The organism is Serratia sp. DD3 (assembly GCF_000496755.2).
The window spans coordinates 87,040-112,306 of record NZ_AYKS02000047.1; the positions used below are offsets into that span (position 1 = coordinate 87,040).

A 25,267-nucleotide genomic window follows, 5' to 3' on the forward strand; every position below is an offset into this window, starting at 1 on the left:
TTATTAACATTATTTTCAGATAATTGTTAACAAAATGAGAGGTTAAACATAAATAGCATGGCTGGGAACGCTTTTGTGATGGGGTTGGATCACAAGTACGCGGTCTGCGCATGCCAATAACAGGCGCAAAAATGTTACTTTTGTTTACAATGATTTTTACCGCTCAAAAATCTCCTGCCTTGGTGTCATCTTTTAATAGGTTCGCCGAGTGCTCATCTTCGTGGTTGTAATGGGGACATCGACGATGGATGCCAAACCGTGATCGATTTAGATGCCATGTTGTACTTTGATTCTTTTTTTGATGTATGTTGTCATCATTATATGAATCAAGGGGGTAGTATTATGCGAACTACAGTCACGATTGATGATGCGCTGTATGCACAGGCGTTGGAAATGGCCGACCCAGACATGGATAAGGCAGATATTTTCCGTGAAGCGATGAAAACGTTTGTGCGGGTGCAGGCAGCAAAAAGGCTGGCTTCGCTCGGCGGCACCTCACCTGATATGCCGATAGTTCCTCGTCGCCGGGAAGAGCCATCCGCAGAATGATTGTTTTAGCTAAACGTTTTAATGCGAGTTATCGGTCGATTCATTGAGCCCAAAACCTAACAAACATGGCGTATATAAAGTATGCTCCGGCGTTCCCAAAGAACCTCAGCCGATCTGCGGTAGATTCAACAAACGGCACGAACTTGACGTTGATATTGCACTGAGTAAGCGTATTATTTCTGTCAATGATGCCTTGAGTGCTCAATCATATCTATCGGTTTAAACCTGTGAGTGTTGCGACTAAATGAATAACAAAATTTTATTATCCGCTTTCTCCCTCAAACCGTTGTTACTGGCTTTGGGGTTGTTATGTTCCGCTAGTGTGATGGCTGGGCCTGAAATTATAGAACTGACTCAAACAGAGTCAGCCTCAGCGGAGCCTTCCAAAGCAGAAATAGAAGCCCTGTTCCAAGAATCATTTAAAGGCAAAACGCTGCCTCAGATAAAAATCATGCTCAATGAGCAAATTGAAGAACTAGAATCCCTTCAAAAATTTAATTCGATACGTCTATCTGTTGGTTCAGCAGAGGATGATAACGAGGTCCAGCATACATCTAAGTTTACTCCGATGTCAGCATCAGCTTTCGAGACCCTGTTTAATCAGTATTTTGCTTCGCTGGAGCCACGTCAACAAATTGCAGGTAAGTCCTCTTATGTTTCAACGAATTTCCGCAATTATGATTTTTCTGAGCTCTCCGCCGATTACGAGGTTTTTGACTATGAACCGGTAACAATAATGATTGAACGGGTTCACTTTAAAGATGGTTCATCTGCATTACCGGCAGAAGTCATAGACAAGGGGGAGATTAAAGTTGCCAGTGCCGGAAGGGTCGTCTCAGTTGATATGGTGGCAACCTATACATTACCGGATTCGGTTAAGCATTTTGACTTTAAGACCAAAGAAAACGCGAGTCAGAATGAGATCAGTTTGGTGTCAATCAATGGGCGCGAAGTGACGCTGACCATGCCAGAAGCTGTGTATAACAATATTCTTCACGTCGAAGCCATTGATAAAAACGGCGAACCCCTGAAGGATGCCGGATCATCATCTTATTACAACGATGCTTACTACGTTGATAAGCTACATCAGTACTTTACTGATGCCATTAAGCAATTGGACAACGATAAAATTACCGAACGTGACAGTTTGATAAAGTATCTGGCCAACAACTACCCTTCAAAAAAAGAGGCCAACAAGGCACATCCGCCTAAATATACGGCATCTTATCGGTTTCATGGGAATCCAGTTTCAGTAACCGTTTTCCTCAAGCCTGAGGCAAAAAAGTATACTTACAACTTTACACTAACCATGCCAGACACCGCATATAACAACGGTCTGGCTGTCGCTGCTAACGAATCAGAAAAACCGCTATATGGTTTAGTCGATGAGCAAGGGAATTGGTTGATCCCTCCTCAGTATATTCGGTTAGATAGGCAAGTAGGAGACTACTACTATGCTGTTGGCGCTAAGGGTGATTATAACGACGGGAAAATTTATTTACTGAACCGAACAGCTAAAAAACTGGAGCTGCAACCATTTTATCTTATGAATGAAAAGGTTATTAAAGATAAGTTCCTCATTGTTAATAAAGAACAAAATAATAATTTCATTCAAGGCTTAGTCAATATACAAACTCATCAAATTTTATTGCCATTAAAGTACCACGGTATTGAAGTGACTGGGTCACTGTTTATTGCTTCTAACTTCGACGATAAGCGTAATATCCGCAGTTACGAGGTCTACCGTCAGAGCGATAACAAACAGGTTCTCCGTGGTGATTTTAATGACTTTTATGTTGATGGTGATAATATCATTGTGCGGCATGAAATGAGAACGACGAAAAAAGAGGGCGACACCCCTTATTACGCCATTGAAAACGATAATGTTTATATTTATCATAACTTCGACATCTATAATGCCGATGGGGTTCGGCTTAATGCTAAATCCTATGCGCAACTGCCTTCCGAAATGAGTTTTGGTAAAGATGGCTTAATGCCGGTAATCGATAAGCAGGATAAATCATATTACGTTGATCGTCAGGCCAAAAAAGTTAATTTCGATCTCAGTGGCTATAAGAATATCAAGCCATTCTCCAACGGCCTGGCTGCTGTACAAGGTGAAGATGGCCAGTATGGCTATATCAACACTCAGGGTAAGTTAGTTATCCCTCTGATGTACGAAAGCGCCAACTTTTTTCAGGGTGGAACAGCGCTGGTCGAAACAAGTGAAGGATATCAGCTGATCACCCCTAAAAATAAAGTTGTTGCGCAATTTAAGGACATTTCGATTCGCACCTACAGCTTAATACAAGATGCGCAGGAAGCCACTTATACCTTTATTAATTATCAGACTGATGAGTTTTTTACCTATGATCAACAGGGTAAGCCGATTACCAAGGAAAAGTCAGGTAATTAGTTAACCTAGCGGCGGCTACCCGATTTCTATATGAGCCTTGTAGAAATCGGGTTGGTCGTCATCGCCACTATGCCAATCGTCTGATTCTGTTGGGCAGAGAGAGTTCAGGTGAATCATCCTTTGTGATTTGCGCCTGGCGAACTAACGATGCCAAGAACGATCTGAGTAAATCTGGTTTCTTGGAATTATATACAAAAGTGTTATTGCACGCAGGCTACGATGTCAAACCACCGGCAGATAAATGAGCAACCAGAAACGCCTAACAAGGAAGCTAATCATCCATAAACATATGATTAGCTTTGGTGACGCCTCTGTTATAGGTACAGAAAGTGTCGGTTGCCAGTTCAGTTTTACTATGAATTTTAATGTTTGTAATAACTTCAACAGCACCAGCTTGGTAGCACGCTTGTTGTGCGTCTTTGACAATCTCTAATAGCTGGTTTAGCTCGCCTCTCATGGTGGTTTCCATTGCACTGACTTGGAATGGCACACCAGAAGCTTTTACAACTTCGATAGCTTTATCGACCACCTCGAAGTTGTTGCCTTCTTTCAGTCTTGGGATGATCTGGAAAGCGAGCATGACATCTTTTAGTGGTTGGTTTTCAGTAGGCATCAGCAATGACTCATGGGTATATATCTTACGGAATGCAGCATAGTAGCATTGTTTGTCGATTATGCAGACTGGGGGATGCAACAACTCCTAGCTCTATCGAGTGATGGCAAATGCTAGAGATATCCAATGTTAGGCAGTCACCAGAAGCGCCTAAAAAAGGCGCTTCTGGTTAAAGGTACAGAACTATTGCTGGGTAAGATCAAACAGCCCTGCTTCGTTAGCAAATTTGTATAAATTGTTGTAACCCAAGGTGGCATAGGTCAGCGGATGGGCAATGGCTGGGTCTTGTTCGGCTTCAACCACTAACCAGCCGCTGTAATTGACGTTTTTAAGCACGTTAAATACCGCCGGGTAATCGATACAGCCATCTCCGGGAACGGTATAAACCCCTTCAAGCACCGAATCGAGAAAGCTCAATTTGCGGTTTTTCACATCCGCCAGCACCTCTTGGCGGATATCTTTGCAATGCACATGGTTAATACGCTCAGACCAGTTCTGTGCCACTGTGACTGGGTCGCCACCGGCGAAAGTAATGTGCCCGGTGTCTAACAGTAACCCCACCTCGGGTCCGGTATTTTTCATTAAGTTATTAATATCTTCTGCTGTTTCAATCACCGTGCCCATATGGTGGTGATAGGCAATTTGTACCCCTTGGCTTTGCGTATATTGAGCAAATTCGGTCAGTTTGCGGCCATATTCTTGCCAACGCTCGGCAGGGAAAAGCGGGCGTAAATGGACCGGGGTGTCTTGCGCGCCATGGATACAACCCGTTACTTCACAAGCGACCATCACTTTGGCACCGAGTTCACGTAACAAGGTCAGGTGGTTTTGGACCGCCACAATCTCTTCTTCAATACTGCGGGTCAACAGTTCCATGGAATACCAGCCTGATACCAGCTTAAGATCATGCCTGGCCAAGATGGGGCCTAATAAGCTTGCCTGACGTGGAAATTTATTCCCCAGCTCAAAGCCGCTAAACCCGGCTTGCTTCCCTTCGCTTAAACAGGTTTCTAGCGAAGTTTCTGCCCCCAATGTTGGCATGTCGTCATTAGTCCAAGTGAGCGGGTTGATACCTAGTTGAACACTCATCACAATTCTCCTGTGCTGGCACTATTTTTCGCCACGTTGGCGCCATAGTGTGATTAAGTTGTGGTAATTGGTTTTCACTTTATGAATCAGCGTTTGATCATCTATCTGGCCGGCTAACCAGGCACGTGAAGGTTCGCCAAATAACGTGCGACCAACAGCAAACCCTTTCACGATGCTTTGCCCGGCGGTTTGTGAAAATGCGTGTTGTAATTGTTCTTGTGGTGCATCTAAGCCAAGAATCACCACCCCGCGGCAGTAAGCATCGCGCTCAGCTATTAAGGCAGATACGGCACCCCAACTGGCTTTTGCCAATGGTGGCAGTTTCCACCAATCGGGTTTGATCCCGAGGTTATAAAAGCGTTGCAGCGCACGTAGATACAGGGCGTCGTCTTGTTTGGTCCCTGCGGGTAAAATCACTTCCAGCAACAACTCATGCCCGGACTGGCAACAGGCTTGATAAACTTCTTGAATTTGATGCTCTTGCTGTAAACGGAGGTGGTGATCATCCTCTGGGTTAAAGAACACCAGGCATTTCACGATATGCTCAAGCGGCCAACTGACCAGTTGTGAACCGATATTGCCATGTTCAAGCTTGAGTGGACGTGAACTGGGTAATTCAATCGGGCGAGCAATCCACCACCCCTGACCCGTCACGGCATTTAACACCTCTTGGCCAAAGGTGCTGTCACACAGCAGGCCTGCCTGACCTTGGTCCAATCCAGCTTCAACGGCCACTTCCTGGCTGGCTTGTAAAATCAGTTGTTTAAGGGGGCTAATGCGCGCGATATCCGCCCCTGCTTGCCGCGCCATATCAACAAATTGAATGCGGTGATCAAAAGCCAGTACACAGAGTTCATTACGCTCTGGGGATTTACGTGTCGTGACGCGATGGAGATGGTTCAGCTCAGGATCCAGGTCTGGGCGTTTCACTTGCTGCGCCCGTAGTAGGTAGTTATCCAGTTCCACTTTGGTCGGCATGGCAGGGGCACAGCCATGGCGAGAAACCACCAAGGCACCACAGGCATTGGCGTAAGCACAGGCTGTTTCCCAGCCTTCACCACTTAAGTAGCCACGCAGCAGGCCTGACATAAAGGCATCCCCAGCCCCTAAGACATTCAGCACATCAACGCGCACGCCATAGACCGTGATCCCGTGGTCCAGCTCATCAGGGATCTCACCCGTAAAGACCGAACACCCCAACGCGCCGCGCTTGCAGACCAGTTCCGCCTGCGTTACGGAACGGATGGTTTTTAGCGCTGCAATGGTATCGGATGACCCCCCGCCGATATGGAACTCTTCTTCGGTGCCGACGATCAGGTCAAACAGGCCTAACACTTCTTGCAGTTGTTCCGTGACAGCATCTGATTGAATAAAGCGGGTTTCACCGTCCCCTAATGAGGTCAGCCCCCAAAGTACCGGGCGGTAGTCAATATCCAAGGCAGTTTTTACACCGTGGCGGCGAGCGTATTGCAAGGCAGTGATGACTGCATCACGTGTTTTAGGGTGAGAAAGGTGCGTGCCGGTAATCGCCAGGCAACGGGCAGAAGCAATGTATTCTTCACTGACGTCGTCTCTGGTTATCGCCATATCGGCGCAATTTTCACGATAGAAAATCAGTGGGAAGGTCTCTTGATCTTTGATGCCAAGAATGACCAAACCGGTTAGGCGATCTTTGTCGGTAATTAAATGGCTGGTATCGCAGCCAACCCGTTCCAGTTCTTCACGCAGAAAACGGCCCATATGCTCATCGCCGACGCGCGCCAGCATGGAAGATTTCAGCCCCTGCACGGCGGTACCATAAGCAACGTTACCTGATGACCCCCCCAAATATTTGCTGAAGGAGCTCATGTCTTCCAGGCGGGCACCGATCTGCTGTCCATAAAAATCAACAGCGATTCGTCCCATGCAAATCACATCAAACTTTTTTTCTGTACTCACCGTTCGCTCCTCAAATCTCTCAGTGCTTGGGCTATATATAGGCCGTCGCTTTTGCCGTTTTGCAGCTTATTGCATAATCATTTCAATAAAACGTTTATACGGAATGATTGTTTCATTTTCAATTGAAAAATACAGGAATATTTCATTATGTGATCGCCGTGGAATTTTAATTTAAAAGGTATTCTTAAATGGAAAAAACATTCTGCGATGATGGTTAATATTAAATAAAATCAATGGACTAGAAGTTGCCTTCTTCCTGTGTGATCAGGTAATGGCAAGAAAGGCAGAGCAAGAAATAAACCCACCACGGAAGGTGGTGGGAAAGAAGAGGGGGACACCCTGGTTCAAGTCACTTGAACTGAAGGGGGATTTAATACTGACGAGCCTTGGCTAGCGCCTGTTTAATTTCATCGGCAGCTTGTTCAATTTCCGGCTTATCGGCCACTTGCGCCGTACCGCAGCGCCACCAGGCTTCATAGCCGTGGGTCATGGTTTTTGGCAACACTTTAATATCAATCAGTGTCGATACGGTCTGCTGTTTGGCATCCGCCAGCGCATGGATCAGTTGCTCTTCGTTATAGACCCGATAGGCTCGGCATCCATAACTTTGCGCATTCATCGCAAAATCCACCGGGACTAATGGCCCGGTCAGTTTGTTGGTCTGCGGATCGCGAAAGCGGTTTTCAGTGCCAAAACTGCCCATGCCTTGGCTCATCTGTAAATTGTTAATGCAACCGAAGGCCGCGTTATCAAACAGAATCACATTGATCTTCAGCCCTTCCTGAATGGAGGTCTGTAATTCAGAATGCAGCATCATATAAGAGCCATCACCCAACAAGCTGTAAACCGGCTGATCAGGACAGGCGATTTTAGCGCCAATGGCAGCACCGATTTCATACCCCATGCAGGAAAAGCCGTATTCCATATGGTAGGTATCCGCGACTTTCGGTTGCCATAGCCGTTGTAAATCACCAGGCAGTGACCCCGCAGCACCCACCACAATGGCATTATCTTCCAAATGTTGGTCCAACAAGCCAAGGACCCGGGTTTGCGTTAATTCCGTGTTGAGGGCGTCACGATACTCACGCAGTGCATCATCGAAATGCCCTGCCACTTCGGGTTGGTAATTGGAGTTTATCTGAGTGCTAAACAGGCGTGTGACCTCTTCTCGCCAGGCCTGTTTTGCTTGTTGGATTTCACCATGGTAACCACTGAGATATTCCGCCGCGCTTAACTTGTGGGATATGGCCATCAGCGCAGATTTGGCATCGGCAACCACCGACGTGGCATCCAGTTTACTGGCATCAAACTCGGAAACATTAATGGTTAAAAAGTCCACATTAGGATTCTGGAAGAGCGATTTTGACGCGGTGGTGAAATCGGTAAAGCGAGTGCCGACGCCAATCACTAAATCGGCTTCTTTCGCTATCAGATTGGCCGCCAGGCAGCCGGTGGTGCCAATGCCACCCAAGTTAAGTGGGTGATCGTAAACAATGGCGCTTTTGCCCGCTTGCGTTTCACCAAAAGGAATATGGAAGGTTTCTGCAAATTGACGGAAAGCCTCATGGGCTTCGGAATAGCGAACCCCGCCGCCACAGATCAACAGCGGTTTTTTCTTACTGCGGATTAAGCGCGTGGCATCATCAATCATCGCTTCCGTGGCGGGGCGGCGATCAATACGATGAACCCGTTTCTGGAAAAAATAGGCTGGGAAGTCATAAGCTTCCCCCTGAACATCTTGCGGCAGGCAGATAGTCACCGCACCGGTATCAGCCGGGTCGGTCAATACTCGCATGGCATTGAGCATGGCGGACATCAACTGCTCTGGGCGATAGATACGATCCCAATAGCGAGAAACCGGTTTAAAGCAGTCATTGGTGCTGATAGAGGCATCATGATATTGCTCTACTTGCTGCAGAACCGGGTCCGGTTGGCGGCAGGCAAAGAGATCACCGGGTAAAAACAGCACCGGAATTCGGTTCGCGGTTGCGGTTGCCGCTGCGGTGATCATATTGGCTGCCCCTGGCCCAACCGAGGAGGTGACCGCATAGATTTTCTTACGTTTATGCTGTTTGGCAAACCCCATGGCGATATGGGCCATACCTTGTTCGTTACAGCCTTGGTGCACCATCAGGTCGCCTGCATCTTGTTCCAGTGCCTGTCCAAGCCCAACCACATTGCCATGACCAAAAATGGTCAGCACACCATGAATAAATTTGTGTTGCTGACCATCGAACTCGACATATTGTTGGTTCATAAATTTTACCAACGCCTGTGCCGTGGTCATTCTTATGGTATTCATCAGCGGATCATCTCCCAATTCGCGTAGAGAAACATTGGCGTTGTGGCGTATTTGCACTCATCGCCTGCTGCAATCTAGTTATCATCTGAATGCACTATATGAAATATAAATTTCATTTCAATTTATTGTTGAAATAAATTAGGCTTTTGTGATCGCGGTATAATTCTCAAGATTAATCCGTTATCCAGCCGTGCAACGCACTATTTTCTGGTAATTTAGCATGAGTTTGAAATGTTTATTTCATAATATTGGATGTTGAAAACTTGGGCTCATCCCAATCACCGCAAAGCACTTGCTGGTGAGCAGAGCGCAGCCAACACCGCTGCAGTTTGATTGGCGACGGGTATAAATGAACTGGCAAAATGGGGGCCGGCCCCATAAGGAACAGAGTATGTCGACACTGCTGTCAAAGTATCAAGCACCTGATGATGCGGGTTGCACCCAAAAAATCACCCCTGAGAATGCGGGTTGGCAGTATGTCGGCTTTGAGGTTTATGAACTCAAACCCGGTCAAAAACTCACTCTGCCAGCATCCGCCAATGAGCTCTGTTTAGTCTTGGTGGCGGGTAAAGCCTCGGTTAAAACAGAAACAGCCCACTTCGAAAATATTGGCGAGCGCATGTCCCCTTTTGAGCGTAAAAAACCCTATGCGGTTTATGTGTCTGCTCAGGAAAGCTGTGAAGTTGCAGCATTAACTTCCCTCGAGTTGGCGGTGTGTCAGGCACCTGGCAAAGGAACCTACGCCACCCGGCTAATTACCCCGCAAGACATTCAGGCCGAAGCGAGAGGGCACGGGAATAATCGGCGTTATGTGCATAATATCTTGCCCGACAATCTGCCTGCGGATAGCTTACTGGTGGTGGAAGTCTTTACTGATGAGGGTTGTACCAGTTCTTACCCCAGCCATAAGCACGACCAAGCTAACGAACCGCATGAAACCTACCTGGAAGAAACCTACTACCATCGGCTTAATCCTGAGCAAGGTTTCTGTCTACAACGTATCTATACCGATGATCGCTCTTTGGATCAGTGTATGGCGGTGTATAACAAAGATGTGGTGAAAGCGCCAAAAGGTTATCACCCGGTGGCGACGATTGCGGGGTACGACAACTATTACTTAAATGTGATGGCGGGCCCTTCACGCAAATGGTGTTTTACTTGGGAACCGGACCATGTTTGGGTCAATGGCCCGGAGTATCAAGCCAAGCACAGTTAACCTAATCCATTATTAACAATGCCAGTGATGATCACTGGCATTTTTTATGGAAAACGCTGTTAGCCCTAAATAGCGCTATAGGTGGGAGAGCCGACCGTGGAGCGCAAGGATGCGCGATACGAGCCCCCATATATGGGTTCACGGCGTGTCGGCGTTCCTGGCCATTCCCACCGACCTAAAGTGGAGCTGTATTATGAACACCTATTTAGGCTTTGCTCGGGGCATTATGAAACGCCAGCGAAACCGCCAGGGTTTGTGCTAAGCACAATGACGCCGCCTGAGAGCGAAAGGCATCCACCTTGGCTTCTTTAACCACAAAGCAAATGTCGCTTGATGAAGCTAATGGGCTAATTTGGCTATCAGTAATAATAATTTGTTTAATGGCTGAACCCACTAACGACTCGCTAATGGCGGTGGTCTCTTTCGCATAGGGTGAAAAGCTAATCACAATTAAAACATCATGATCTTCAATGGTGCTCATCTGCTCTTTAAACATGCCGCCAAGCCCATCAATCAGAAAGGCTCGCTTGCTTAAATGCCGTAATGCATACACCAGATAAGAAGCCACCGGGAAAGAGCGACCTAAACCCACCACGTAGATGTTTTTGGCATTGGCCAGCGTGTCGACCGCTTCGTCTAAATGCTCGACAGGCGTTTGAGCCGCCAACTGATGCATGGCATTGCTATTGGCTCGTGCAAACTCTTGCAGAATATCCGCCGGGCGTTCAGGAGGCGCGGTATCCCCAGACATTTCTTTCAGCAGACGAACGCGGTCGGTGTAACTGGAGGTCTCTTCTAGCAGGTTACTACGAAATAGTTGTTTCATTTCGTTGAACCCGCTATAGCCAAAAGCATTGGCAAAACGGATCAGTGTAGAAGGGGGAACACTGGCCTGTTCGGCAATCGCTGACACTGTTTCAAAAGCAACACTGTTTTTATTATCTAATACATAGGCTGCAACTTGTTGTAATCTTTTGCTTAACTCATCATAGCGATTGCGAATTTGGTCTTCCAATTCACTTAAGGTTGTTGCTGTTAACATTCCAGTACTCCAACACTCCGTTAATTACCTTAGGGGTAAGTTTATGCGAAATGAAACTATAGTAAAAATTATTTTCTGTTTTTTATAAAAATAAAACAAAAAATACAATTGGTTAGCAACGCCGTTTTAACGGTTGGGCTCAAGCCAGTTTATTCGCCGACATTGTCATCATAATGAACGTAACACCAATGGCCCCAAAAGAGGTGGCTTATCTGCACAGATTTCCTCAACCAGAGCTAGAAACAGCTCACCGGTAGCCACCACATCGGCGAACGCATTGTGAGCAAGATACGGCGGTAATCCTTTTTGTTGGCGAACATGAGTCAGCCGTAAATCGGGATACATCACGCCGCGATATTTCATCAATGAGCGCTCCAGGCGCAGAGTATCTAAAAAGATCAGCGGTAACGGCAGGCTAGCGTCTAATTGCAATAAGTGACGCAAAAAATGCTTCTCAATTTCGGCCCCATGTGCGATCACCACTTTGCCACTTAAACTGACCACTAAGCGTTCAATTAACTGATGGCGTGAAATTCCCCCGATCAGCGTTTCAGGCACAATGTGGTTAATCACCGCAGTTTTTGAATGGATGACTTGCTCTGACTGAACATAGTAGTGCTGAGCGCTAGCCAGGGACATCACCGGATAATGAATATCAACCATCCCCACGGAGAGAATCTCATCCTGTTTGGGGTCAAGCCCCGATGTTTCAAAGTCCAATACCACACACTTGAGCTCAGATAGCGGGCTGTTGGGGGCTGGGTAGCTTTTTTGGAATAGCTCAAGACAATGGGCGGGAATGGGGGATTTTGCCAGTGCATGACAGCGTAATTGATCACCGTTTTGCAGCGGATGTTGGCGACGAAACCAATTTACTTTCACCGTAAGCGCCCCCCCGCCTGGTATCGTTGTTTTGCTGCCTCCTGATAACGTGCAATGATGCGAAACGCGTCCTTAAGGTGATTACGTTCAAACGCAGTAAACTCACCAGGTGCTATCTGATTGTTCAAACTTTTTCCCCGTTTTACCTGTTCACCTTGGTGATGCAAACGCACTTGATTGATAAAATTCAATGCGGCTTGTAATTCTTGCTGGCTGGCATGGCTTATCACGCCATGCTCTGCAGCAAACTCCAGCCGTTTACTGGTTTCAGGCACCAAACTGCATGCGGTTAAGGCATAAATTCGGGCTAATTCGACCACCAAACTGACCGCTTGCTGTTTAATGTTCAATACTTGCCGATTATCGCCATCTTTGGTTAACACAAACTGGCGAAACATGCCCAGTGGCGGGCTGACGCGCAAAGAGTTAGCCACCATAGTAGAGAGAAAACGCTGGTTGCCCCGTACACAGGAGGTCAAGGTTTGGTGAAGTTTATCCACCAACCCCTGCGCCCCGTAGAGAAAGCGTATATCCAGAAAAACACTGATATCGAGTAATGCTTGAGGCTCAGGCAGCACCACCCATTGCCTGAAGTTTCTTTGCCATTGGTCCAAAGAAACACACCAGCGGGCATTGCTCGCCATCATCTCCCCGGGGCAAAGTGCATAGCCACAAGTATCTAGCCCATGACAGACCCACTGCGCCAATTGTTGAAAGTAGGCTTGCTCTTCATCATTGGCTTCTCTGGCCAAAATAATGCCATTGTCTTGGTCAGAATTAAGGTGCATTTCCTGACGAGCTTGCGAGCCGGCAACAAACCAGGCGTAGTTCATTGGCGCCGGGCCTAACTCTCGCTCAGCGAGTTGCAATAGCCGCTTGTTAAATGCGTCAGCAATCAGCGTCATCATGTGTTGAATAATCGCCGGAGAGGCATTGACCGAAAGCAAGGCATCAAATACCGCTTGTCGTTGCGGAACCATGCTCACCAATTCGGTCAAAGACTCCTGCCGATAAATACGGCTAATCAGAAATACCGCGTGAACCTGGCTTTTTTCCGTCAGGCTGGTGGCGGTTAATACGCCAGCGATCTGCCCCCCCTCCATCACCGGCAGGCTGCGCACATTGTGCAGCATCATCATTTCCATTGCGGTAAGCAACAAGGCATCTGACTGAATGGTTTGCGGGTGCTGGGTCATGATTTGGCTTACCGGAGCATGCAATGCTAACCCTTTGGCAATCACACGTTTGGTCATATCGCGGTCAGTCACCACGCCCAGCAATTTATCTCCATCCATCACCATCGCACTGGAACGATGCTTATCGACCATAATCTGGGCGGCTTCTTGCACTGAAGTGTGAGGATGCACCTTGGCGACACTACGGTTCATCACCTCTTTGACCTTTTTCAGATATAACATCTCCTCCCCGGCCCATTTCACGCTCGAATGCGCCAAACGGACGGATTCTTTGGAAGAGAAGTGATGCCTGACTGCCGGGTTATCCTGCATCAATTTCAGCAGGACTTGCTTGGGGATGCGGTACAACAAGGCATTTTCTAACGCGACTAATGAGTAATCACATTCACCTGAGCGATATAACTGGCTGAAGCCAAACAGATCCCCATCGGCTAAGCGGGCGCGTAGTGTCCCATCAGTATGATATTGCTCTACTGCCCCGGTGCGTACAATATACAAACCCTGCCCGACGATTTGCTCATCCGCCAGGCGCTTGCCTTGTTTTAAATAGAGAATATCAATCGCCGCCGCCAGGGCATTTTGTTCCTGTTTCTCTAAGCGATCAAAGGGATCGATCGAGGAGAGGTAGCCGACAATGTTGGGTAACAGCGTGCTTTCCATTAAAAATACTCTTTATTCTTCGGGTTGCTTGGTTGCTTGGTTGCTTGGTTGCGTCTATCAATAAAAATCGCTCAACTTTTTTAAAAATTGAGCGGAATAGCGGGTTTGACTGCCATGTTAAACGAGGCGAAAACGCATCATTATTCAGCTTCTTTCTGCATTTTGATCATCTTGGCTCGCGGGCTGCGCATCAACTCGCGGAAAATGGTCCAGAACACGAAGCCAAGAGAAACGGCCGCCAATAGGTAGTAGCCAACCATGATCCAGCTAGGAACATTATGAGCCAGGAAGACATACATAGACACCGAAGACAGGACAATCAGTACGGCGACAGCGGGTGTCATTGACCAAGGCGTAATATCAACTTGTTCGGTATAAACATCTTCATGGGCTTTTTGTGGATAGAAATGACCTACAGTCAGCATAAAGGCGACGTTTGCCACAAACAGCAAGCCCACTAAATGGAAGAAGTGGATATCGATTTTAAAGACAAAGTTAAACAGGATGTAAGCTGAAACGCCGAATAGCAGCCCCAATTTTGCCGCAATGGCTGGAACGTGCTTGGTTAATAGCCCAACGAGAACAACACTGAGAATCGGCGCATTAAACAGCCCTTGCAGTTGCTGAATCAAATAGAACAGCCCATCCGGTGCATTGGCCACTAAAGGGGCGACAATCATTGAAATAAGCGCCAAACTTAATCCCAGCCATTTGCCCAAGCTCACGGTTTGCGCCTCCGTAGCATTAGGTTTGAGCGTTTTTTGGAAAATATTGACGGTAAACAGGGTAACCGAAGAGTTTAAACCACCGCTAAAGGTAGAGAACACCGCGCCAACGACCACCGCAGCGAAAAAGCCCACCAGCATTTCCGGTAACACTAATTGAACCAAGCTGGGGTAGGCATGGTCAGGGTTATCCATCTGCCCATTAAAGACATGGAAGGCAATAATGCCGGGTAAAATGATAATACTGGGGATCATCAGTTTAAAAAAGGCACAAAGCAGGACCCCTTTTTGTCCTTCAGCCAGGTTTTTAGCCCCCAGTGCTTTTTGCACAATCGACTGATTGGTACACCAAAAAAACATATTGGAGACAATCAACCCAGTGAACAAGGTCGAAAATGGCACCATAGAATCTTCAGCGCCTATTGAGTTGAATTTTTCCGGATGAGCTTGATAAACTTCCACTAATCCCCCCCAGATGTCGCCATTACCGACATAAGCCAGGGCAAAGCAGGTCACCATCAACCCGCCAGTAATTAACCCCACACCATTAATGGTATCAGCAACGGCAATGGCTTTTATCCCGCCAAATACGGCATAAATCGCGCCGATCCCACCGACACCCCAGACCATCAGCCACAATGCAGTCTCTTTTTCTACATGAAACACATTGGAAACCTGGAACAGGCTTTCCAGAGCAATCGCGCCGGTATAAAGCACAATAGGCAAGAGTGAGATGACATACATGGCTAAAAAGAGAATCGAGGTGATGGTCAGCGTCTGTTTATCAAAGCGCTTTTCCAGATAGCCAGGAATGGTAGAAATACCCAATTTCAAATAGCGAGGTAAGAAAAAGATAGCAAAGAGCACAATGGTCATCGCCGCCATCACTTCCCATGCCATCACAATGAAACCGGTGCGAAATGATAAGCCATTAAGCCCAACAAGGTGTTCAGTGGAGAGATTCATCAGCAGCATGGAGCCGCCAATATAGACGCCAGTTAATGACCGACCACCTAGAAAATAACCTTCTGTTGAATCAGTGAGATGAGAATTGCGGGTTTTATAATAAGCGAATCCGGCAACAAATAACGTAAAGCCGATAAATGAGATAAAAGCGAGCATGGCTTCTCCAAAAGCTTGAATTATGCTCAGCACGGTTTCATTCATGCTGAGCGATAATGAGCAGGATCTCTATTTCTGAGTGAATTAATGAGGGCTTATAGTTTGATTTCACAGCCTGAATTGAGAGACGCTAATGCCTTATCAGCAAGGAGTAATGCTTGCTCGCCATCGTAACCACTGCATTCGGGTTGAGCGCGGCCAGAGAGGATATCGACAAAATGTTGCCACTCTGCACGATAGGCCTTTTCATAGCGCTGTAAGAAGAAATGCTCAGGTTTAGCCGCTACACAGCCTTGGTTACCCCAAACTTCTACGGCATCTTCATGGATGTTGTTTGCGCGCAGTAAGCCTTTTTCACCATGCAATTCAATTCGTTGATCATAGCCATAACCAGAGCGACGGCTATTGGAGATGGTGGCCATCGCCCCGGAAGGGAATTTCATCACGATAAATGCGGTGTCAATATCCCCCGCTTGACCAATCTCTGGGTCGACTAAATTGCTGCCTTGAGCATAAATAGAGACCGGCTCTTCCCCCATGATAAAGCGAGCCATATCAAAATCATGGATAGTCATATCGCGGAACATACCACCGGATACTTTGACGTATTGTGCAGGCGGTGGGGAGGGATCACGTGAAGTAATCAACAGGGATTCTGCTTTACCAATCACACCAGCACTGAGCTGTTCACGAATTTTGCGAAACTGTGGGTCATAACGGCGGTTAAACCCGACAAATAGCGGCACCTGGTGTTCTTTGACTATCGCTAAACAGGCGCGTACGCGTTCAATATCCAGGTGAACCGGTTTTTCACAGAAAATGGCTTTCCCTGCTCGCGCAGAAAGTTCAATCAATTCAGCATGAGTATCGGTAGCCGAGGCGATTAACACCCCCTGCACCTTGGGGTCGGCTAAGGCTTCTTCGATGGTTTGAATCTTAGCGCCATATTTATCGGCCAGTTTTTGCGCCCCATCACCATAAGGATCAATAACAGAATAAAGGGAGGTTTCTTTATGTTCAGCGATATTGACTGCATGAACTTGTCCAATTCGACCCGCACCAAACAAAGCAATGTTATACATCGGGAACTCTCCTCTAAATGGGAATATTTGTGATGTTTTCATGGGTTTTTGACATCATGACGAAGGGACATTTTCCGCGTTCATCAGTGCCTTGCGCTGAAAACATGAGCTATGGTCAATTTCAACCACACCCTAGCAGTGGAAATTTTATTTCACAATATTTTTATATGAAACTTTCATTTTAAAATTGAAAAATGAGATTTTTGTAACAGATCTGCTTGAAAGGTGCGGGGCTAGCTTTGGGTTGTTTGTTTAGGGTAGGGCAGGGCGGGGCAATGGGTACCTTCGTTGTTGCGGCTCTCAATCAGCCTACCCAGGTTGTTTGAAAACAGATTGTTTGAAAACAGATTGTTAGAAAACAGATTGTTAGAAAACAGGTTGTTCGAAAAGTCATCTTGCAGTCATGATGCTTGCTCGTTTTGAGTATGATCGTCTAGGAATAGTCCTAAAGTCAGCTGTGGCCGTTGGTTTTTTAACCATAAATTGGTATAACTATCTGCGTACAATTCTTCGATAGATTTATTTATTGAGAATATTTACCAGTCGTACTTGCAGTCGCAGGAGCGTCAACAGTATTCGCTCGTTCGAATGACTCAAACTTACTGAAAGAAATCAGTAGTGATAAGTTATTAAGGTGAGTTTTTCGTACTATCTAAGTGTTGATTAAATCATTTCTTGAGATTTATCATTCACTCTATGCCAGATTTACTGCCATACCAAGTACCTTGGTAATTAAATAATTAATGTGTTTACACGTACCAAACGTCAAATCGTAGTATGTTGGTAGGTTTACTCTTATAGCCTGATTATGGTCTATATACTTCTGGGTATTTGTCAGCCTGACTACGTCTTTTTTATTGAATGTTATTGGTGTGTATGTTTTTTTAACCAGGGTGGTTAATTTTTATTTTTTTAACTTAAAATTAACCTAAGTAACAGTAGAAGAGGCTTTAATGCGTTTTTTAAAGAAAGAAAATAGCGGGTTGGTATTTTTAATTTTACCATTTAGTATGGCCTATGCAGCTGATAACTGTACTAATACCACTGACGCCGATGGGAAAAAATTATTAAGCTGTTCAGAAGTCGTTTATTACTATAACTCTGGTCTGCACGGAGGTTTAGGGCTTTCTGCTTATGACACAGTTAATATCACCACCACAACTAAAGCGGGTACCTCACCACTGCAAGGTTGGGGTATCTATGGTAATAGCAGTACCTATAATTTTAATAATTTAATTATTGCTACATCCGGTGTGGATGCTGACGGCATTATTACCAAAAATGGCGCAAGTAAAATAACAACTAATAATTTGACCATAACCACCACGGGCTCAAGTGCTGATGGTGTCAATATAGGCAGAGAATCCACTGGTTCTATTGTTACCGTTAATGGAGATGCTGTGGTTAGCACCGTTAATGGTATGGGGCTACGTGCTAATGTGGCCTACAACAAAATGGGTATGAATACCATTATTGTTAAAGGTAATACAACTGTTGATACCCAGGGAAGTGGTAGTGCTAATGGTGGTTATGGTGTTTACGCGGGGATCGATTCAATATATGGGGGCAATGATACCGCTAAAATAGATTTACAGGGTGATAGCAAAGTGACTACCACGGGGAATACTGCCCATGCTATTTATGCCAATGGTCACGGATATATTCGCTTAAATAATGTTGATGTGAAAACATCTGGGCAAGGTGCCAATGGTATTTTTGCTAATGCAGCTCAAGGTTTTTTGGGTAGCACCACCGCTTATGGTGGTGTGATTGATTTGCTTTCTGATGTGATTGTGACAGTACAAAAGGGCAGTAAAGCCATTTATGCCTCAGGCCAAAATTCAAAAGTGGCTTCATTCGATAGTGAGAAAAATCAACAGGTTTCGGGTATTTATACCGTTAATGGCGATATTATTGCGGATAAAAAAGCGCTTATTGACCTGGTGATGACTGATGGCAGCAATATTACCGGTATCGTCAATTCGAACCAGTATAAAGCTGATGGTACCGTTAATAGTGCCAGTAATGCGGCCACCGTGAATTTGGATATTTCAGGTGCCAATAGCATATGGAATGTTACCGGGGATTCAGTAGTGTCAAACTTGGCTTTAAATAATTCTACTGTCAGTTTTGTAGCACCAGCCGATATGAATGATCCTGCCGGCTTTACCAGTAAAACGGTGACTATTGCCGGTAATTACACCAGTAATAATGGCCTGTTAGTGATGAATTCGGTGCTGGGTGATGATAGTTCACCTGCAGATAAGCTTATTATCAAAGGGGATGCCAGTGGTAATACCGATGTCGCTATCAATAACATTGGTGGTACAGGTGCGTTAACCGCTCAAGGGATTGAAATTATTAAAGTCGAGGGTGCTTCCACCGCAACTTTTAGCAACAGCAAACGTATTGTAGCGGGTTCATTTGACTACTTTGTGCGTCCGAATAGCACAAATAATACCTGGTATCTGGTGTCAGACTATAGCCCAGTAGACCCTGTAGACCCAGTGGACCCAGTGGACCCAGTGGACCCAGTAGACCCAGTGGACCCAGTGGACCCAGTAGACCCAGTGGACCCAGTAGACCCAGTGGACCCAGTAGACCCAGTAGACCCAGTAGACCCAGTGGACCCAATAGACCCAGTGGACCCAGTAGACCCAGTGGACCCAGTAAATCCAGTAGATCCAGTAGATCCAGTAGATCCTGCGGACCCTACCCCGGATAAACGTGAAGTGAAGCCGGTTTATCGTCCAGAAGTTAGTGGCTACACCAATAACCTGGCGGCAGCCAATAATATGTTTGTTACCCGTTTACATGACCGGATGGGTGAAACGCAATATGTTGATGCTGTGACAGGTGAGTATAAAGTCACCAGTATGTGGTTGCGTAACGAAGGTGCCCATAACCGTTCTCGTGATACTTATGGGCAACTGCGTACCCAGGCTAACCGTTATGTGCTGCAACTGGGGGGCGATATCGCGCAGTGGAGTTATAATGGTACTGACAGTTTGCACCTGGGTTTGATGGCCGGTTATGCCAATAGCAAGAGCCGTACAGAATCACGCGTGACAGGCTACACCGCTCGGGCGTCAGTGCGTGGTTACAGCACCGGGGTATATGGTACCTGGTATGCCAATGAAGCGGATAAATCTGGTTTATATGTAGACAGTTGGTTGCAATATAGCTGGTTCAATAACAGTGTTGATGGCCTGGATTTAGCAACAGAAGAGTATAAATCCAAGGGTTTCACTGCATCGGTTGAAAGTGGTTATGCCTTTAAATTTGGTGAAAATGCCGCGAAAAGCGTGGTGTACTTTATCCAACCTAAGGCACAACTGGTTTGGATGGGAGTGAAAGCCGATGACCATAAAGAGTCTAATGGTACGAATGTCTCTGGTGAAGGTAACGGTAATATTCAAACGCGATTAGGCGTGAGAACGTCGTTGCGCACTCACAGTGGCCAGGACAAGAATAAAGCCCTGGTGTTTGAACCCTTTGTTGAAGCTAACTGGGTGCATAACACCAAAGATTTTGGTACCAAACTGGATAACATTTCAGTTAAACAGCATGGTGCCGCTAATATTGCTGAGCTGAAAGTGGGTTTAGAAAGCCAGGTGAATCAGCGTATTAATCTGTGGGGTAATATTAATCAGCAAGTAGGTAATCACGGCTACAGTGATACCGCCTTTATGTTGGGGGCTAAATATAACTTCTAACAGTCTATAAAATTCAACAGGTCATAACAAAAGCCCTCTTTAATGACTAAAGAGGGCTTTATTATTTAGAGCAGACAGCCTGTTAACTATCTCGTTGAACCATCTCGTTGAACCATCTCGCTTAACTCTCTACCGAGGCTTCCGAATAGCGATTTTTGGAAGGCAGGCAACTGTAAATAACCGGTAATACCAGCAGTGTCAGCACAGTTGCGAACCCTAAGCCGAACATAATGACTACCGCCATACTCTGGAAGAAGGCATCACTCAGCAAAGGTGCCAAACCCAGTACCGTGGTGAATGCAGTCAGCATGATCGGGCGCAAGCGCGATGTGGCTGAGTCAATGATCGCTTCCTGCATTGGCTTGTGTTCCCGTTGCAGGTTAATTTCCTCCACCAGCACAATACCGTTACGAATCAACATGCCGCTCAAACTCAACAGGCCAATCAATGCCATAAAGCCAAAGGGAATACCGGTTAACAGGAAACCGAGCGTGACGCCAATCAGTGCGAGCGGCACGGTTAACCAAATCGCCAAGGCATTCTTCACTGAACTGAACATCAATACAGTGATGATGAACATCACCACAAAGGCGATCGGCAGGCTGGTGAATAGCCCGGCCTGGGCTTTGTTGGTACTTTCATAGTCACCGCCCCATTGCAGTTCGTAACCCTGTGGCAAGGGCATCGCATCAATTTGCGGCTTGATGCGCTGTAACAGTTCGGAGGACGTTTCACCACTTTGTGAGCTGGGGTCGGCCTGTACGGTCAAGGTGCGTTTACGATCCCGGCGCATGATCAACGGATCTTCCCACTCGGTAACAAATCCATTAACCACGTTATCAATAGGAATAAAGGCTTGCCGTGCTTGGCTCCAGATCATCACATCATTGAGCCGTTCAGCATTCATCCGCTCAGACTCTGGGGTTCTTAAGATAATCGGCATTAAGCGGGTGCCATCGCGGTACAAACCGACCGTAATCCCACCAAAACTCATACGTAACGCATTATCGATTTCACGTTTATCCACCCCTAACTCACGGGCAAGATAATCCGAGACTTGTGGACGAATAACTTTGCTACGCTCTTGCCAATCGTGCATCAGGCCGTCCGAATTCGGGTCGGAATTGATGATATCTTTCGCTTTGGTGGCCAGTGAACGCAGCACGTTAGGGTCCGGGCCAATAAAGCGTGCCTCAATCGAGCTGTCATTAGAGGGCCCGAACATAATACGTTTGGCCTGGACATTCACCTGCGGAAAATTACGGCGTATATAGCCTTCTATCTGCTCAGCCATGGCCGGGATCTGGTTAAGGTTTTTGGCTCGTACCATCACTTGCGCATAGTTGGAATATTGCCGTTGGGCATTATAGGTGAGCATAAAGCGCATGGCACCTTGACCAATGGTGACCATGGTATCGCTAACACCCTCTTGTACCTTGATATGCTGCTCAATCTCGGCGGCAATTTTCTCGGTATAGGCAATATCGGTCCCATAGGGTAGCCACATATCTACGAAAAATATCGGGGTATTGGAGGGTGGGAAGAAGCTTTGGCGAACGCTACCAAAACCAATCACCGAAGCCACCAACAAAGCAGCCAACACCGAGAGGGTAATTGCACGTTGCGCGAGCAGTTTAGCCAGTATGCTGCGATAAATGCGGAACACCTTGCCATCATAAGGGTTTTTAGGCGGTTCGTCCGGGTTGGGTTCCACTACTTTTTGTTTTTCAAACGCCCATTTGGTAAACACCGGCGTTAAGGTTAATGCGGTAATCCAGCTCAACATCAGTGAAATCAGCAGAACCTGGAACAGGGATTTACAGTATTCCCCGGTGGCATCATTCGATAACCCAATGGGGGCAAATGCCAGGATGGCAATGATGGTTCCCCCTAACAGTGGGAACATGGTGCGTTTTATCACATTGCTGGTGGCTGCCAGGGTACTTTGCCCCATTTGCCGCCCAATCAGAATGCCCTCGACGATCACAATGGCGTTATCTACCAGCATACTCAGAGAAATCACCAAGGCACCGAGTGAAATCCGCTGTAGTTCAATATTCAACAGTTTCATGATCAGCAAGGTACCCAGCACATTAAGTGCTAGTGAGGCGGCGATCACCATGCCGCTGCGCCCCCCCATAAAAATCAACAGGGTACCGACGACAATCAGGACGGCTAACAAGAAATTCATAATAAAGCCGTTGACTGCCAGTTCCACTTCCTGGGCTTGATCATAGAAAACGCTGATATCCATCCCTGCTGGGCGCTCAGCTTCCAACTCGGCTAAACGAGCTTTGAGCGCCTTACCCACGACAATCACGTTAACGTTGGGGACAAAAGAGACTCCAATGGATAACGCCGGGCGTCCATTAGCGCGATAGATATTGTCCGGGGTGCGTGTCACGCCTTGCTTAATGGTGGCGATATCACGTAAATAAACGCTACGTGGGCTACCGGGCTCACTGATCAGCAGGTTGCCCAACTCCTGAATATTATTAAACTCACCAGTAGGATGCAGCCTGATCGACTCACTGCCCACTAGCAGATCCCCGGCATTAGAGACCACGTTTTGCCGGCTGAGCAAGTCGTAAAGCCGTTGCGGGATAATATTGGCCGCGGTCATCTGGGCACGGGAAATCTCAATTTGTACTTCTTCGGGTGTGACACCGACAATCGCCACTTTGCCCACACCAGGCACCACAACCAACTCACGGCGTAGCAGGTCGGCAAAGTTACGCAATTCCTGATTGCTATAACCGTCACCATACAGCGAGAAGAAGAAGCCATAAACGTCACCAAAGTCATCGTTGACGAACGGCGCGCTGGAACCCGGTGGCAGCACTCGGGCGGCATCACCCACGCGACGGCGTAGCGTATCCCAGATTTGTGGTAACTCTGCCGAACCATATTCAGCGCGGATATTGACGGTAATCTGTGACAAGCCGACGCTCGAGATTGAGGTGACATTGTCAACATAAGGCAATTGTTGAATGGCATTTTCTAGTGGTAGTGTGACTTCTTCTTCAACCTGCTGGGCTGATGCGCCGTCATAGCGAGTGACCACCACCGCCGTTTTTATGGTAAAGGCCGGATCTTCCAGCCGACCAATATTGAGAAAGGCAATTAAGCCACCAATCCCTAATAGCACGATTGCCAGCCAAATGCGGGTACTGTTGTTGATAAAGCTCTCTGTCAGTTTCATTACAGACCTCGCTCACGGACCCAGGCACGGACTTGCTGATTTTCACTCAGTTCACGGGTACCGGTTGCGACGATCCGTTCACCATCAGCCAGGCCGCTTACAATCTGGATACCAGTGGCGGTTAACTGCCCAGTTTGCACTTGGCGCGACTCAAGGGATAACTTGCCGTCCTGCTCTTTAATTACCCATACATGGGGTTGATTCTTTTCACTATTATCTGGGTTAAAGACCGCCTCGACCGGGATAATTACGCTGCTGGTCTGTGCCATACCGGGCAAATTACCAAGATTAATGCGCACGCTGCCGCTCATCCCCGACAGCATTGGCAAGTCTTGTGGCCGTGGCATAGTGAGTGTCATTTGGTAGGTTAAGGAGCCTGAGGTGGTATTGGTGGTATGCTCTTTATAACTCGCAGCAAATTCCCGGCCCGGTAAATTGTTGAACTGAACAATCGGCTGGTATTTAGCGTTGTTTTCATCAATCAGGATAAACAGATTTTCTGGGATGCTGAAAACCACATCCAGCGAGTCAAGTGAGTTGAGTGACGCTATCGCTTGGCCAGCGGGAATAACCTGATAATTTCGGGCATTGACCATGGCGATCACCCCGGCGAAAGGGGCGCGGATTTGCATATCTGCCACTTCTTCCCGGGCCAGTTTTAAGGCTGCTTGCGCGGAATCACGTGCGGCACGTTGTACATCAAGCTCTGCCCGGGCGATGACATTACGGGTGCTTAAGGTCGCATAACGGTTGAATTGCGCCTGTGCCAGATTGAACGTGGCTTGGCGGTCCTGCAACCGCAGCTTTGCGTCAGTATTGTCGAGTTCAGCAATTAATTGCCCTTGGCTGACTCGTTCGCCCTCTCTGACTAACACTTGCTCCAGTTGCCCTGCGCGTTTAAAAGAGAGCTCAGTACGGTCACCGGCAATAATTCTGGCAGGAAAGATCCGTACCCCTTGTTGCGCACCGTTACTCACCTCAAAAATGCTAACCGGGCGCACACTGTCGTTTTCCTCCGGTACCTCTCTGTTACAGGCAGAGAGAAAGAGTGTAGAAAGTAGAACGGCAACAAGTTTTATATTCACGATGCAATCTCTTCGGATCAGATTTTAAGGGGGCGATGAATTCATCCGTTGGCTCCCTGCCTCTCGGTTTATCGCTCGTCTGGGCCTGCTCCGGCCCTGGCCCCAGGCTATTGGGGGCTCAATAACCCGAGTCATCAGCCCAGAGGGGCAACAGGCAACGGGTCAAACATGTAGCAAAGCCAAAACAAATGATAATCAGTGGGTTAAAAGATATTCCAGAATACCGGTTACTCCAGTGGTTTGATCGACCGAACTGTGGTCTTTTATTGATAATAATTTCAAGTTTAGTTTGTTTACAACAACATCGGGGAAATTATCTTCATCAGGTTGCGACATCATGCTGTTGGTAGAAAAAGCCACTCGCCATGACCGGATGGCCGATATTAATGGGTCGTTAATAGCAGGGCCGGATGATACGTGTTGAGAAAAATC

The 25,267-nt window shown here is 47.0% G+C and carries 15 protein-coding genes; 4 read left to right on the top strand and 11 right to left on the bottom strand.

Features of this window, described 5'->3' with window-relative positions:
- Window positions 1–342 precede the first annotated feature (342 nt).
- Both IO95_RS08030 and IO95_RS08035 read left to right on the top strand, forming a co-directional pair.
- Window positions 343–549 (top strand): type II toxin-antitoxin system VapB family antitoxin, encoded by a 207-nt coding sequence (locus tag IO95_RS08030; RefSeq protein WP_037384937.1) that lies wholly within the window; start codon window positions 343–345, stop codon window positions 547–549.
- A 244-nt stretch (window positions 550–793) separates the two neighbouring features.
- Window positions 794–2,965: a WG repeat-containing protein gene (locus IO95_RS08035; protein ID WP_023491846.1), complete on the top strand. Its 2,172-nt coding sequence runs from the start codon at window positions 794–796 to the stop codon at window positions 2,963–2,965.
- A gap of 271 nt (window positions 2,966–3,236) precedes the next feature.
- On the opposite strand, the gene IO95_RS08040 is transcribed toward IO95_RS08035, so the two are convergent.
- From IO95_RS08040 to iolD, 4 genes are all read right to left on the bottom strand, one after another.
- Window positions 3,237–3,578, bottom strand: a complete 342-nt coding sequence (locus IO95_RS08040; protein ID WP_037384759.1) for a thiamine-binding protein — start codon at window positions 3,576–3,578, stop codon at window positions 3,237–3,239.
- Between the two features lie 183 nt (window positions 3,579–3,761).
- A complete protein-coding gene (gene iolE, locus IO95_RS08045; protein WP_023489813.1) occupies window positions 3,762–4,667 on the bottom strand; it encodes a myo-inosose-2 dehydratase in 906 nt (301 codons plus the stop codon).
- 21 nt (window positions 4,668–4,688) lie between these two features.
- Window positions 4,689–6,605, bottom strand: coding sequence for a 5-dehydro-2-deoxygluconokinase (iolC, locus tag IO95_RS08050; RefSeq protein ID WP_023489812.1), 1,917 nt, complete (start codon window positions 6,603–6,605; stop codon window positions 4,689–4,691).
- A gap of 370 nt (window positions 6,606–6,975) precedes the next feature.
- Entirely contained in the window at window positions 6,976–8,907 is a 1,932-nt protein-coding gene (iolD, locus tag IO95_RS08055) for a 3D-(3,5/4)-trihydroxycyclohexane-1,2-dione acylhydrolase (decyclizing) (RefSeq protein ID WP_037384942.1), read from the bottom strand.
- Between the two features lie 391 nt (window positions 8,908–9,298).
- Here iolD and iolB point away from each other — a divergent pair, with 391 nt between their 5' ends.
- Window positions 9,299–10,123, top strand: a complete 825-nt coding sequence (gene iolB / locus IO95_RS08060) for a 5-deoxy-glucuronate isomerase (RefSeq protein ID WP_023489810.1) — start codon at window positions 9,299–9,301, stop codon at window positions 10,121–10,123.
- Window positions 10,124–10,328: 205 nt separating this feature from the next.
- Here the strand turns inward: iolB and IO95_RS08065 are convergent, their stop codons facing one another.
- The 5 genes from IO95_RS08065 to iolG all read right to left on the bottom strand — a co-directional run bounded on the left by IO95_RS08065 (window position 10,329) and on the right by iolG (window position 16,832).
- Window positions 10,329–11,165, bottom strand: coding sequence for a MurR/RpiR family transcriptional regulator (locus IO95_RS08065; RefSeq protein ID WP_023489809.1), 837 nt, complete (start codon window positions 11,163–11,165; stop codon window positions 10,329–10,331).
- A gap of 168 nt (window positions 11,166–11,333) precedes the next feature.
- The gene (locus IO95_RS08070; protein ID WP_023489808.1) at window positions 11,334–12,047 is read right to left on the bottom strand and encodes an exonuclease domain-containing protein; all 714 of its coding nucleotides are present in this window, start codon (window positions 12,045–12,047) and stop codon (window positions 11,334–11,336) included.
- On the bottom strand, window positions 12,044–13,903 hold the full coding sequence (locus IO95_RS08075) for a DUF294 nucleotidyltransferase-like domain-containing protein (protein ID WP_023489807.1): 1,860 nt from the start codon (window positions 13,901–13,903) through the stop codon (window positions 12,044–12,046). The genes IO95_RS08070 and IO95_RS08075 overlap by 4 nt, the downstream gene beginning before the upstream one ends.
- A 140-nt stretch (window positions 13,904–14,043) precedes the next feature.
- Window positions 14,044–15,750, bottom strand: a complete 1,707-nt coding sequence (locus IO95_RS08080) for a solute:sodium symporter family transporter (RefSeq protein WP_023489806.1) — start codon at window positions 15,748–15,750, stop codon at window positions 14,044–14,046.
- A 95-nt stretch (window positions 15,751–15,845) separates the two neighbouring features.
- Window positions 15,846–16,832, bottom strand: a complete 987-nt coding sequence (iolG, locus tag IO95_RS08085) for an inositol 2-dehydrogenase (RefSeq protein WP_023489805.1) — start codon at window positions 16,830–16,832, stop codon at window positions 15,846–15,848.
- 953 nt (window positions 16,833–17,785) lie between these two features.
- Here iolG and IO95_RS08090 point away from each other — a divergent pair.
- Complete coding sequence (locus tag IO95_RS08090) at window positions 17,786–20,548, top strand: autotransporter outer membrane beta-barrel domain-containing protein (RefSeq protein WP_051791151.1); 2,763 nt, start codon at window positions 17,786–17,788, stop codon at window positions 20,546–20,548.
- Window positions 20,549–20,669: 121 nt separating this feature from the next.
- On the opposite strand, the gene IO95_RS08095 is transcribed toward IO95_RS08090, so the two are convergent.
- Both IO95_RS08095 and IO95_RS08100 read right to left on the bottom strand, forming a co-directional pair.
- Complete coding sequence (locus IO95_RS08095; RefSeq protein WP_023489640.1) at window positions 20,670–23,750, bottom strand: efflux RND transporter permease subunit; 3,081 nt, start codon at window positions 23,748–23,750, stop codon at window positions 20,670–20,672.
- Window positions 23,750–24,835, bottom strand: a complete 1,086-nt coding sequence (locus IO95_RS08100; RefSeq protein ID WP_023489639.1) for an efflux RND transporter periplasmic adaptor subunit — start codon at window positions 24,833–24,835, stop codon at window positions 23,750–23,752. Before IO95_RS08100 ends, IO95_RS08095 begins: the two co-directional genes overlap by 1 nt.
- Between the last annotated feature and the right edge of the window lie 432 nt (window positions 24,836–25,267).